The organism is Vibrio sp. JZG10 (genome assembly GCF_054064075.1).
Genome location: NZ_JBSUGE010000002.1, coordinates 454,522 through 467,272, shown reverse-complemented (window position 1 = coordinate 467,272; position 12,751 = coordinate 454,522). Strand labels below are relative to the sequence as shown.

Genomic DNA, 12,751 nt, shown 5'->3' with positions numbered 1-12,751 from the left:
TTAACAAGGCGTCCGTCTTTTTTTGGGAGTTATTGATTTTTATCGAGACTTATTGAATCGAAATAGCACAACATTAGGTAGCAAAAGAGGGCTTGTTACGGATTTGTAGTGACAGGTCGGAACTAAGAAGTTTTAGACGTGAATATCGAGTAAGCTGCCAATGACTTCATTGTTTTTCTCAATGACGGACGCACCCACTCGGTTGTAACCTGCAGCTTGCGTAAGGTTGATGAGTGATTCAACTTTTTGAGAGGGGAGGCTAGGAGTTGAAGCGGTTATTGCGACATCTGCCACTTTAGCCAAATCGATGTTGTGAGAAGCGATCTCTTCTTTCACTTTACCTAAATTATCATTAATGCCATGCGCGGCTTTTTCAGCCATCTGCTGTGACATCTGAACAATTTGGTGCCCAGATTGAATTCCTGATACAGGCATATCACCACCCCCAATACTATGCTAATGAGAGCATAGGTGGAGTTTATAAAACGTTCAAGTGTTTTATATCAATGATTTGATTAAGCAAACAGTTTAGAAAGCATTTCTCTTTCTTCAACAGAAAGTACTGGGTTTTGTGTTTTGTTTAACTTTACGCTTATCTCACCCTGTAATGATTTCAACTGACTCGCCGTTAAATCACTGAGCTTTTGTTTAAGTTCATTAAATTGTTGTGCGTTCATCTCAATACCCTCGTTGTAATTCGGTTTATCCTTCATTTCCCGAAATTCTTCGTCCTTTGGATACAACATATTTATTCAACCTAGATAGATTAGAATTTGATCGATTGCTTTTTGTCCGAATATTGTCAAGGTGCGTTAAGTGATACGTCAGATTTTTCCTATGAAGGTACATAATTACCCACTTTGGGGTAGATAGAAAAGTAGAAAGAAAAAAGGAAGCGACAATCCGCTTCCCTTTTATATGCGTGTGTTACTAGTTAACCCTCACTGCAAACTTACTGGCGAGTGAATGTAGCTCTGGGAGCATGCGATAGATAAGGTGAAGTTGCTGCAATACCATGCGAGCGGAACTATCATCTTCATCTCGCCACTCATTCAAGCGTTGCTCAAGTCCTGCGTCGTCAATATTAGATAAATCGCACTCTTCGCAATGCTGGTGAAGCTGTTTATGGAGGACGTCTAAATGCTGATGAATACAGCGGTGTGCATCTAAAACGAGCTTATGAATTGACTCATCTTCAATGCGAGTTCGGTGCGCACCAAGAGCAGAAATATAGTTCAGCATTGCGTGATTTAACGTTAAGAAGCGGAAGCTCTCATCAACGGCAGCACGATATTTACCAGGTTCCGCAAGCATTGTACTGATGGCAGAAGAAAGTGAGGCATCACTGTTATGGGCTTGACGACGAGCAATGCGATAGCTCAAGTTGTCCTTTTTACCAATTCGATACTGACCAATGATCTGATCGAGATACTGTTTGTTAGCATCTATCGCATCCGACATGACTTTGTGCAGCCTTCTCGATTGCCAATCTGGCAAAATAACCAGCACGGCTCCTACAGCAAGCACACACCCGATGAGGGTATCAGCTAGTCGAGGAAGCACAACCGCGTAACCTTCACCTAACTGGTTGAATAAGAAGAGGACCAGTAGTGTGATAAAACCGGTTGCGTATCCGTAATTGTTCATCCGAAAGGCGAAAAACATCACGCCAGAAATAACGATGAATACTAACTGGCTTTCTTGAGAAGGGAAGAAAGTCAGTAATGGTACGCCAATTAACAAACCAGCTAAAGTGCCTATGACTCGCGCTGTCAGTTTTTGACGTGTTGCGCTGTAGTTCGGCTGACACACGAAGAGAGTGGTTAAGAGTATCCAGTAACCTCGGTCGATGTTGAATACTTGAATGATTCCATAACCAATCGTCAAGGCAATCGACATACGCAATGCGTGTCGAAACAGCATCGAATCTTTGTGTAAATTCGCGGATATACGCTGCCACATGGCTTTTAATGTGTGCGGGTTAGTATCGGCGAGCGTATCTTCCTCTAGGCCCTCAACATCTGGGTTGTTAATGTTATTCAGTTGCTTTTCTACCGTCGCTAAGTTATTGAATAAATATGTTAACTGCATTAGCAGACGTTTCCAGTGTCCTTGCTTTTGTTCTTCTAAGTAAGCAAGTGAATTTTGCACTTCAGCTAAGGCCAAGATGGACTGATCGGTATGTGAGTATTCATTCCCTAGCTGAATCGCTAATGCAATATCGCGACACGCTTGGGCTTGAGATTCCAAAAGATATTTAAAACGAAACAGCACATCAGAACGTTCAAATTCAGTTGCTAAATCTTGATAGCGGTAATGGCTAGAGCTGACTCGTTCGTGGATGTCTTGAGCGATGAAGTAGATATTTAAGAATCGGTCACTAGGGCCATCAATGTGGCCGCGTTTCGAGCGGTTTAGTAATGTCGCTTTGCAAGCGTTTAGCGCCATCACCGTCGCTGCGTTGCACTTGGCGGCTTCAATCCGAAGTGGCTGTGGCGTTAGGTTGGTGACAGGGTGAAAAAGCTTGGCTTTCGCATCGAGATAATTTGCCATTTGGAAGAACACATTGGCTAAGCTTTGTTGTACAGGCTGAAGAGGCCAAAATATCTGCCAAATCATCGACATGAAGTAATACCAAGCCGCACCAGTTAAAAGCAGTAGTGGCTGAAACCAAATGTTAGTACTTTCATGCGCACCAAGCATGGTGTAAATGGCGATCAGCAAAGAGCCAAAAGCAATGCTCGCGTATTTAGGACCTATCGCTCCAAGAATGATAAAACCAAAGGTTGAGATAAATAACCCTAATGCAAATGCCCAAGGGGTGTCGAACAAGATTTCAATTGAGAAAGCGGCGAGCGCAAAACAGAGAAAGGTCAGAATCAGCGCCTTGATGCGCCCAGTGAAACTATCATCACTCTCTGCCAAAGCAGCAGCAATAACGCCCAGTATTAGCGGCGTGATCAGCGTGTTTTGCTCGAAGTACCAAGTCGGGATAACCACACCCAGTAAGGTGATTAGGATAAGAACGCTGTAATTTATGGTCTTGTTTGCCCAATAGAGCCGAAATTTAGAAGTTGCTTGCACAATGCGCCTTATGTTTCCGATAAAGAACGGGGGAATACTACCAAACCCACTATAGCGCGTTTATGATTTACTTTAAGAAAAATTCGTTGTTGTCGATAAAATCAACAGGGATGTCATTGACTTATACTAAAGCAGCCTCGCAATGTGTCTATAATTGTAAAGTCAGCTTCAAATAGAATGAGCTTTAGGTTACTAAATCGACAGTAATGTGAATTTTATTAAAGAATAAAAGAAGATGCTTACTTAGGTGCTCGCCATTGCTACAATTTGGCGCCTTAAAATGATATAAATCGACAACTTCTAAATTAAAAGGCGCACGTTTCATGCAGCTCACTGCCACTAGCAAAGCACAGTTTTTTATTCAAAATGAGTACCATCACGTCGAAATAAAAGAGAACAGTGTTTTATTAAGCTCAATAGGCAGTGAAGAACATATTCCTTTTACGATCTGGAATGGCAAAGTTAGCGTAAAGCGTGGGTTGTTATGGAGCTCTTTGCAGTTTTTTGCTCATGAGCACGAAGGCAAACAACAAAGCTGGCTAGTACAAGGGCTACCGTGGCCACAATGCCGTAAGTTTGCTCTTGAAGCTGTTCGTCAGTATCAAGAATGGCACAATACTCAGTGCCGAAAACTGGCTGAGTATCTACCTAAGTGGGAAGAAGAGCTCTACAAACTTAAGCATCTTCCTGCCTATCTATCGCACTCTCAAGTGGTCTCCTGGGTGGAAAGTCTTAACCAAGAGTTAAGCGAAATGAAAACCACTCTAGAAGAAGCCAAAATGCGGATGCCGAATCGCATGGCGGAAATCGAACCTTGGCTTATTGATACGTCTGCGACGCTTGGTGAGCGTAATCGTGATTGGCTTGAGGAAGAACGTCCGAATTGGGAAGTGCTGTTTAATCGCATAGAATCTTCGCCTTTAAACTTATCCCAGCAATATGCGGTGTTGCTTAACGATGATCACAACTTAGTCCTTGCTGGCGCAGGCTCTGGCAAAACCAGTGTTTTAACGGCTCGAGTTGCATACTTGTTGCAAAGCCACCAGGCTCAAGCAGAAGAGTTGCTTATGCTGGCTTTCGGTCGTGATGCCGCGACTGAAATGAAAGAGCGTTTAGTGGATAAAGTAGGCATGGCCGCAGACGGTGTGCGTGTGAATACGTTCCATCAACTAGGCTTATATATACTCAATCAAGTTGAGCAACAGCCTGTTGAGATCAGTCCGTTGGCGTTAGATGACAACCAGCGAACAGCATGGTGTGTAGATTGGCTGAAAAAGCATTGGATGACGCCTACTAACTTTAAACGTTGGCAAAAACATTTAGACAAATGGCCGATTGCCTATTTAAAAGGGGACGATGAGTTAGGAAGTCACTCAGAAAACCCAAAACTGATCGCGTGGCTAGACTCTCAGTTGTCTCACTTAGCTGCGGTAGGGCTAACCAAAAAGCAAGTGCAAGAAAAGTTGGTAAATCACCAAGACTATACTCGTTTAAACAGCGAACTCGCCTTGTGTTGGCCATGTTTTACGGCGTGGCAGAAAATGCTTAAAGAAAGCAATCAAGTGGATTTCCCTACCATGATCAGTCGTGCAACAGATTATGTAAATAAAGGGAAATTTGTCTCCCCATGGCGCTTCATTATGGTCGATGAGTACCAAGATATCTCTCCAGACCGTTTAGCACTGATTGAAGCACTGTGCGAATCCACACCGAAACAAGCGGGTGCGACGTTGTTTGCGGTTGGTGATGACTGGCAGGCCATCTATCAGTTTGCTGGTGCGGACGTAGATCTTATCACTGGGTTTAAAGACCGCTTTGCTCACTCTACCGTTCATCATCTAGATACGACTTATCGTTTCAACAATCAGATTGGTGATGTGGCAAACACTTTTGTGCAGCAAAACCCATCGCAATTGCCGAAAACACTAAATAGCCACAAGCAACGTAAGCAGAAGAGTGTGCATACCGCACCGAGCAACCAAGTTGAAAAAATCTTGGATCAATTGAATCAACAAGCCAAGCAAACCAAGTCAGTCTTATTGTTAGGACGTAATCATTATCACAAGCCCGACTTGTATGACGATTGGTTGCGACGTTTTCCTAATCTCGATATTCGTTTTATGACTTGCCATGCGAGTAAAGGGCGAGAGGCTGATTTTGTCATTATCCTTTCTGTGGATGAGGGGCAGTTCCCTGCGAAGAAGAAGCAAATTCACATTGATGGTGCATTGACCGAGTCTAAAGACAAATTCCCTCACGCAGAAGAGCGCAGGCTGTTTTACGTGGCGATTACGCGTGCGAAAGAGAAAGTTTGGATTACGCACACTGGCGCTGGGTCCGCATTTGTTCAAGAGCTCGTCAATGGCGATTATCCGATCATCACTTCGCGTTGAAGGCAGAGTTCTGAATTTTAGAAATAATAAAGGCGATACTCAGTATCGCCTTTACGTTATTCGGTTGGCATCAAAGCTTACATGCGTTCAGCAAGATACGCTTCGTAATCCGGTACTTCAATATCCACTTCTTGCTCAAGAAGAGGGGAGTTAAACAGGAACTTAGCGGTGGCTCGGTTCGTTGCCACAGGAATATTCCAAACGCTAGCAATACGAAGAAGCGCTTTAACGTCTGGGTCGTGAGGTACGGCGTTGAGCGGATCCCAGAAGAAAACGAGAACGTCGATTTTGCCTTCTGAAATGAGCGCGCCAAGTTGTTGGTCACCGCCCATTGGGCCACTGATCATGCTCTTAATCGCCAGTCCAGTTTCTTTGCTCAACATGTGCCCGGTTGTGCCTGTCGCGTAAAGAAAGTGACTCTGCAGTTTTTCTTTGTTTTCTTTTACCCAGCGAAGTAGCTCAGGTTTGCAGTTGTCATGGGCAACCAAAGCCACATGTTTGTGGGTTGGCATGGTACGAATGGTTTTTTGCATCAAGATGTTTCCGTTTGTATGATTTTAAAATTGTTGTTATTCAATAGAACACGTTTTTTGTCTTTCAATCAACAGCCTTAACACGGAATGTCGGCCTATATTCTGACGGAGATAACGATTCTTCGATCGTATCGTCATGAAGTGTCTTCGGAGTCAGTGGCTTGATCGTTGGTGAGGCATGTTTGTCATACTCTTCACCCCTCAAGTAATGCGCTGCTTGCATGACGGAAAGCCTGCCTTGCTGCACCATTTTATCTGTTGGTGCGAAGAGCACTTTGTTACGCAATAGTCCTCGGTAAACACCATGACTTAAGTACACAGAAACCAAACCGATCTCCTCAGCTTTGCCTGCGCTACGCAGTTCACTGATAGCGGCTTCAATCGCAACCGCGCTGCCAACGATATAATCTATATTTCCCATATCAATCACACGTTGAACCAAGTTACGCTGTAACTCTTTGTCGTTGTCTGCCCAAAACGAGTCAACGATGTTGATATCACTTCCTTGGATCGCTTCATAAAATCCGGCAGTCACGGGCTTCGTGCCTCCACGAGTACGCGGCCCCAAAAGTAAGGCAATGTTTGTTTTTCCTGATCCCTTTGGATGGCGAGCAGCGAGATATTTTCCTGCTTCGTATCCCATCCAGTGCCAGTCAACACCGACCGTACCTTTTAACAGCTCACTTTGCTCTTCATCCAGATCGAGTTGGTTCACAGTAGCAAAGACAGGAATGTTTCCGACCCAATTCTTAAGCGAATGTTCATAGGCTTGTGGGTCCACGGTCCCAAGGACAATCGCATCTGCTCCCCATTGGCTGCACAGTGCGAGTTGTTGCTCTTGACGCGTTTTGTTTGGGTAGCCACCCGCTTCAAGGACTCTCAGCTCGACGCCTTCTTTTTTCGCTTCGGACACCATTCCATAGTTTACTGATAACCAGTATGAATCCTTTAGGTGAGGGTAAATGGCACATACTTTTTCTGCTGCAACCACTGGTAAAGAAGCGACAAGGGCTAATGTGACTGCAGAATGTTTGAAAATTGTGCGAAATGCGTGTTGATTTTTAACCATGAAATGAAGTTCGTTGGCATAGATTAAGTAAACACTGCAAAATATAACGTAATATGTCGCTGAACACGAACATTAAGGTCATGAAAATATGTTGCTAGCAACCGCAAGCATCGGTCGTAAACTCTTGTTGTCTTTCATTGCGATGGCAATGCTGGTTATGTTATCGGCACTTATTGGTGTGTCTGGATTTTCTTTAGTTGCCAAGACGGAAAGAAATGTCGTGGATTCTGCAATTCCCGCCATGATTGAAGCGAGGCAAGTCTCTGAGTTGAGTACTCGCATCATTTCGTCTGTACAACTGTTATCGAACGCAAGAAACGAGCAGGAAAGAAAAGAGTCTGGGCATGTGCTTTTCGAACAGCTCGAATCATTGCTTACTCATATCAAAGAGCTGGGGAGTGAGTCGTTTGATTCTCAATTGCTAGAAGATCTCGAGAATAACGTCCAGAACGTTATCGACAACTTGGCAGAACTTGGTGTTTCGGTTGAAAGAAAGCTGTGGCTGGCAAAAGAGATTGATACTCGTGTCGAAGAGATGCGCTTACTGAGTGAAGAGTTGGAACAGCTAACTCGGACGCAAGTTCAGAACACGAGCACCATTGCCGTTGCTAACGTCACACATATCTATGACTTATTAGAATCGAATAAAAAATCGCAAGTTTATCAGGCACTAGATGCGCTGGTGGAAGTGGATCTAGATCTGACAGAGCGATTGCATGAGCTGCACTTATTGGCTTTTAAAATGCTGAATCAAATTGAAGAAGCTCGCACATTAACCAATATTGAGCGCATCCAGCAGGTGCAAAGTGATTTTGAAAGTAATCTCAAAATCATGAAGCGCCGTGTGCTTGCCGTGGAAGATCCCACTCGCTCTAAACAAATGAGCCAACTACTAACAGAGCTCGGTAAGCGTCAGGTCGTGTTCACTATTTTGATGCAGCAGTATGAGAATAACGAACAATCTCAACAACTGATGCAAAAGACACTGGAATTGTTTTCGGAGCTGAATGGTACCGTAAACAAATTGGTTGATGATTCAAACAAAACGACAACCGTCGCTGTGGATGAATTGACGAGCACGCTGAAATTCGCTCAGTGGTCTCTAACGGTGATTTCAATTGTTGGTTTGATTGTGTTGGTGCTGATTTTATGGCGTGTTGTATACCTTTCTGTGGTTAAGCGATTGGCAGAGTACTCTGCTGCGTTGCTTTCTGTGGCGCAGGGTAACTTAGCCGTCGAGCTGGAGGTAAAAGGCAAAGATGAGCTAGCGCATATGGGGCAAGCTATCATCACGGCTCGAAATACAGCGCAAGCGCTAAAAGTGGTCGCAGAGGGAGAAGCTCAAGCCAAGCGAGAGCTCGAAGAGCACAAAGAGCATTTGGAAGAGCTCGTTGAGCAACGCACTTCGCAGTTAAAACAAGCGAACCGCCGTTTGAATGAAGAGGTTTTGAATCACGCGAAAGCTCGTAAGCAAGCAGAGCAAGCGAGTCGAGCTAAATCAGCATTCTTGGCGACCATGAGCCATGAGATCAGAACGCCGATGAATGGGGTGCTCGGAACGGCACGTCTGTTGATTGACTCCGGCCTCAATCCTATTCAAAAGCGTTATGCGGAAATCATCAACCGCAGTGGTAAAACGTTGCTCGCGATTCTGAATGATGTGCTGGACTACTCCAAGATTGAAGCTGGGCATTTAGAGATTCGCCACATGGGCTTCGATTTACACCAAATGGTTGAAGACACTTTCCAGTTGATGAACAGTCGAGCTCAAGAGAAGAGGCTGTTGTTTTCCTATCATATCGAAAGTGATGTAAGTCGCTATTGGAAAGGGGATGTCACCAGAATCAGTCAGGTGCTGAACAACCTCGTCGGAAACGCGATTAAATTTACTGACGAAGGTGAAATTGATATCTATGTTAGCCTCAACCCAGAGGATGAGTCGCAAGTCCTATTCGAAGTATCAGATACCGGGATAGGTATTGCCAAAAAAGATCAGAGAACGTTGTTTGATGCCTTCACGCAAGCCGAAGGTGGGATGAGTCAAACTGGAGGAACGGGGCTTGGCCTTGCCATCAGTAAACGAATCATTGAAGCGATGGGCGGTATTTTAGAAGTCGATTCTGAAGAAGGACATGGCAGTCGATTCTGGTTCTCCATCCCATTAGAGGAAAGTGAGCCTGTTGAAACCGGTGCAGTGGCAACCGCGCGCTGCAAAGTGAAAGCGAAAGTCTTGTTGGTAGAAGACAATGAAGTAAACCGAGTGGTTGCGGAAGGCTTTTTAGAAAGCATGGGCCACCAGGTCGTGATGGCAGAAAACGGCTCACAAGCAGAGCAACTGATCAGCACGCAGGATTTTGATATCGCTTTAGTCGACATCAACTTGCCAGACTGTGATGGAACCGAGTTAATCCAACGTTTGAAACAAATTGAATGTAACAAACCAGCCAATAAAGCCCTTGCTGCTACGCCTATGATCGCAGTGTCTGCACACGTTTTTGCCGAAGAAGTTGAGCGCTATTTAGCTGCAGGTTTTGACGGGTATTTACCTAAACCATTGGCAAAAGAAGCTCTAGCGGCATTGATTCAGGACGTGCTGGATGGAAAACCGTTGTTGTTGCCACAAAATGCCGACTGTACCCCGTTTGATCAAACTTCGCCTCAAGAACAAGCGATACAATCAAAGGTTGTTCAAGTCCCTAAAACAGAGGAATCAGATGTGGTCATCATTAACCCGAGCGTAATTGAGTCCGATATGAAAATCTTGGGCAGAGAGAAGATGTTGCACATCATTAATCTGTTTAGAACGACCAGTGCCGATGTACTAAGCAAGCTGCAAGCGTCTGCTGGTGGTAATGACAGTAAAGAAGTGAAGAACCTTGCTCACAAACTAAAAGGCAGCGCAGGGAGTTTAGGGCTTACGGCATTAATGAACTCATGCCAAGAAATTGAAGCTGCGCCTCAACCTTTAGATACCTACATGGCGACTAAAGATCAATTGGCATCTCAAGTGTCTGAATCAATTCAAGCTCTTGATGAGTTGATGGCGAAGTAAATCAATTGCATCCCAAAAACAAAAACCTCCGGCAAGCCGGAGGTTTTTTCTATTCGGTCATGTCATCTTCCCACTCGAATCGAGTGTCTAGGGCATAAGGGTCGTCATCAAAAGGATGCTCCACTTTGCCACGCAAGTATTCGAGTTGATGCTCAAGCATGTTGACCGTTTCGTAGTCTCCCTCAGAACAAGCAACGTAAATCTGTTGTTCAAGAGCGGCAATGTTATCTCGGATACCCATGAGAACCCCCTTAAATCATTATCGATTCTCAAAACGATTATAGTCAAGTAATCCAAATTCGATCGGTTGTTTTGTACGGTACCAATTGTGCAGACGATCGCTAAACGGCCAGAATTTTTCTGAGCTTCTGCGAATCGCAAAATTATCCAATAACTTAACGTAATCGGATTCATTTTGGATGGCACTAAATTGATCGACAAATTCTTTTACTTGATTTTCGTTGATCGAGAAAAATGCCGCAGGGTAGCTTCCCACAACGCCACGTACGATGGTCATATCATCGTTAGCAAAGTCCCGGTTGCTTTCTTCATCAAACAAGCTAGAGATATTCGTGTGTGCATTATTGTGAAGTAGGGTGAACAACTCATCTTTTCCAGATTGGCTTCTCACCATAAGCATGGTGATTTGCGGAACGGTTTTCAAGCCTCCTCCACGAACTTGGCCAATACGTTGGAGCTGTTTTTCACTTTGAGCAGAAAGCTCAGTATCTTTAATCTCGTAGCGCGGAAGAAGAACATCTGAGACTCGTTCTCTAAGCAACTCGACTAACTCTGTTTTTGGATCGTCAGTTTTGTACTCGACGCTGGTTGGTTGGTTAAATGGCTTCACGTTGCGTTGTAAAAAGTCACTTAACTGTGGACTTTGATCTTTATACCAGCTTGATTGCAGTTCATGACGCATGTCGGTTGGCAGCAACGAGATAAAGTTACTTTCGCCTTCCAGACGCAAGAAGTCCATGAACATTCGTGTCATGAGTTGGTGGCCGAAGTTGCCGTACACATCAAACCCAGCAACGAGCAAATAGTGGATGCGTTCTAGTAACGCGTAGTCAAGAATCCATACCGTTTTCGGCTGCTCGCCAACTAACCCTTGTACGACTGACGCGCTGTCAAAGTGGCGGAAAATGGTTAATGCCGCATTGTGGTTGGTGCCATTACCGTCCCAAATTACGTCGGTGGATAGGTTTTCGCCTTCCTTAAACCAGTTATTGGTAAATTCAGACTTGGCTTCTAGGTAGCGAGCTTGCTGACGCGCGTATTTAACCCAGTTGGTAACAGGCAGCGTATTGCTTTCCTGCTCTGCTGGCAGTCTTAGGTTATCAGCCTGAGATCGGTAAAACTCATTTACTTCAGGGATATCTGCTTTATCTGGATCTAGAAAGAATATCCAAAAGCGATCATTGATAACGTTCAGTGCAAGTTGGCCACGACAAACAGGCCCTTTAATGTAAGCCATGATCGTGTTTTGCGCGTTGTCCAACATAAACTTGAAGCGTGATTTAACCGGAAGATCGATAAATGATGTCATCGGGTTTGCAGCAACTTCAGGTTCATAACTCGGTAGTTGATTAACCATGTAATCAGCATCGATAAACCATGTGTTCCAGTTTTCAATACGTTGCTTGTTTAACGCGAACGGCATGTGCGTTTTATCTACAATCGTCCCTTGTTCTGGAATAATTCGATAAAACACGCGCTCAACCCCGGGATCATCGTATGGGCGACGTGTTGAAATACGTTTTACTGGTTGCCCCGGTGGAGTAGAAGAACGAACTAACGTAAAGAATCGAGGATCTTCAGTGAGTTCTGAAAAGTAGAGGTGAGACAAAAACAAATGCTCGTAAATATAGCGAGCCATCAGTTGATTTTTTAGATCAGCGCGATTGAGCAAAGTTTCATACTTGTCGATTTGAGCTTGCTCTTGTTCACTAATTGGTTGGTGAACGTTCATTATCGCGCCGTTTTCCAGCCAAGTCATCAGTGTGTGGTATTCACTGTTTGATAGGTTTGGCATACCAAAAGGCATTCCCCAGGTTGGGTTATCTTTTTCGTACTGTTCGTACTCTTCAATTGTTGGACAGGTTTGTTCTCGATCTATCGAAAAATCAAAACCTTCTAACTGGACTTGATCAGGCAGCGGGTGGCGTTCTTTTTGTTGTAGCAAACGTGCAATGAGGCCTGCATCAATGTTGGCCGCCATGCTCTGATCACGTTCGTTAAGTACCGGATGAAAACCCGCATCGCGCCACTCTTGGGTTGTTTCTGCATCTTCGAATAAGCGTGTTGGCGCGGCGGCAGTAAGTCTTGTTCCTTCATATACCAGTGCTTTGCTCGCGCCACGGTCAATACCCTCAACGGAAGAAAGCTTAAGCTGACATGGTGCATCGTAGCACGCATGACAGACGACACAGCGGTTATCCATAATGGGTTTGACTTCGCTTTGGAAGAAGTTTGCTTGAGGTGTAGCTACGTCCGCCGTACGTTCACGAACGAGCTGTGGACCAAACAGTTGGTCATAGTTAAGGCCCGCATAGGTTGCACAGCCAGCAAACAATGTAGCAATGCAAAGTATAAAAATTAAGCGCAAATTCATTGAGTT

9 protein-coding genes are annotated in these 12,751 nt (G+C 44.6%); 2 read left to right on the top strand and 7 right to left on the bottom strand.

Translation table 11 applies throughout. The features are described 5' to 3' along the window. Positions 1 to 132 precede the first annotated feature (132 nt). The 3 genes from ACWYVB_RS04605 to yccS form a co-directional block, all read right to left on the bottom strand. Positions 133 to 435 carry a hypothetical protein gene (locus ACWYVB_RS04605; RefSeq protein ID WP_005396673.1) on the bottom strand — a complete coding sequence of 101 codons (303 nt, stop codon included), beginning with the start codon at positions 433 to 435 and terminating at the stop codon, positions 133 to 135. Between the two features lie 80 nt (positions 436 to 515). After that, on the bottom strand, positions 516 to 746 hold the full coding sequence (locus ACWYVB_RS04600) for a hypothetical protein (RefSeq protein WP_041853076.1): 231 nt from the start codon (positions 744 to 746) through the stop codon (positions 516 to 518). A 184-nt stretch (positions 747 to 930) separates the two neighbouring features. Beyond that, entirely contained in the window at positions 931 to 3,084 is a 2,154-nt protein-coding gene (yccS, locus tag ACWYVB_RS04595; RefSeq protein WP_005396670.1) for a YccS family putative transporter, read from the bottom strand. Positions 3,085 to 3,407: 323 nt separating this feature from the next. Here yccS and helD point away from each other — a divergent pair, with 323 nt between their 5' ends. Continuing rightward, entirely contained in the window at positions 3,408 to 5,477 is a 2,070-nt protein-coding gene (helD, locus tag ACWYVB_RS04590; protein WP_005396667.1) for a DNA helicase IV, read from the top strand. Between the two features lie 77 nt (positions 5,478 to 5,554). Here helD and ACWYVB_RS04585 read toward each other — a convergent pair whose 3' ends face one another. Beyond that, a complete protein-coding gene (locus tag ACWYVB_RS04585; RefSeq protein WP_005376571.1) occupies positions 5,555 to 6,010 on the bottom strand; it encodes a methylglyoxal synthase in 456 nt (151 codons plus the stop codon). Between the two features lie 64 nt (positions 6,011 to 6,074). Further along, positions 6,075 to 7,124 (bottom strand): TMAO reductase system periplasmic protein TorT, encoded by a 1,050-nt coding sequence (gene torT, locus ACWYVB_RS04580; protein ID WP_080936816.1) that lies wholly within the window; start codon positions 7,122 to 7,124, stop codon positions 6,075 to 6,077. A 43-nt stretch (positions 7,125 to 7,167) separates the two neighbouring features. Between torT and torS the strand changes: the two genes are divergently transcribed. Beyond that, on the top strand, positions 7,168 to 10,131 hold the full coding sequence (gene torS / locus ACWYVB_RS04575) for a TMAO reductase system sensor histidine kinase/response regulator TorS (RefSeq protein WP_457528124.1): 2,964 nt from the start codon (positions 7,168 to 7,170) through the stop codon (positions 10,129 to 10,131). A 49-nt stretch (positions 10,132 to 10,180) separates the two neighbouring features. Here the strand turns inward: torS and ACWYVB_RS04570 are convergent, their stop codons facing one another. Both ACWYVB_RS04570 and ACWYVB_RS04565 read right to left on the bottom strand, forming a co-directional pair. Next, entirely contained in the window at positions 10,181 to 10,372 is a 192-nt protein-coding gene (locus tag ACWYVB_RS04570) for a hypothetical protein (protein WP_005376565.1), read from the bottom strand. An 18-nt stretch (positions 10,373 to 10,390) separates the two neighbouring features. Further along, entirely contained in the window at positions 10,391 to 12,745 is a 2,355-nt protein-coding gene (locus ACWYVB_RS04565) for a fatty acid cis/trans isomerase (RefSeq protein WP_317410458.1), read from the bottom strand. Positions 12,746 to 12,751 lie beyond the last annotated feature (6 nt).

Coding starts and splice junctions, on each gene's coding strand:
- ACWYVB_RS04605 (WP_005396673.1), bottom strand. CDS start 435: ATGCCTGTATCAGGAATTCAATCTGGGCACCAAATTGTTCAGATGTCA.
- ACWYVB_RS04600 (WP_041853076.1), bottom strand. CDS start 746: ATGTTGTATCCAAAGGACGAAGAATTTCGGGAAATGAAGGATAAACCG.
- helD (WP_005396667.1), top strand. CDS start 3,408: ATGCAGCTCACTGCCACTAGCAAAGCACAGTTTTTTATTCAAAATGAG.
- ACWYVB_RS04585 (WP_005376571.1), bottom strand. CDS start 6,010: ATGCAAAAAACCATTCGTACCATGCCAACCCACAAACATGTGGCTTTG.
- torS (WP_457528124.1), top strand. CDS start 7,168: ATGTTGCTAGCAACCGCAAGCATCGGTCGTAAACTCTTGTTGTCTTTC.
- ACWYVB_RS04570 (WP_005376565.1), bottom strand. CDS start 10,372: ATGGGTATCCGAGATAACATTGCCGCTCTTGAACAACAGATTTACGTT.
- ACWYVB_RS04565 (WP_317410458.1), bottom strand. CDS start 12,745: ATGAATTTGCGCTTAATTTTTATACTTTGCATTGCTACATTGTTTGCT.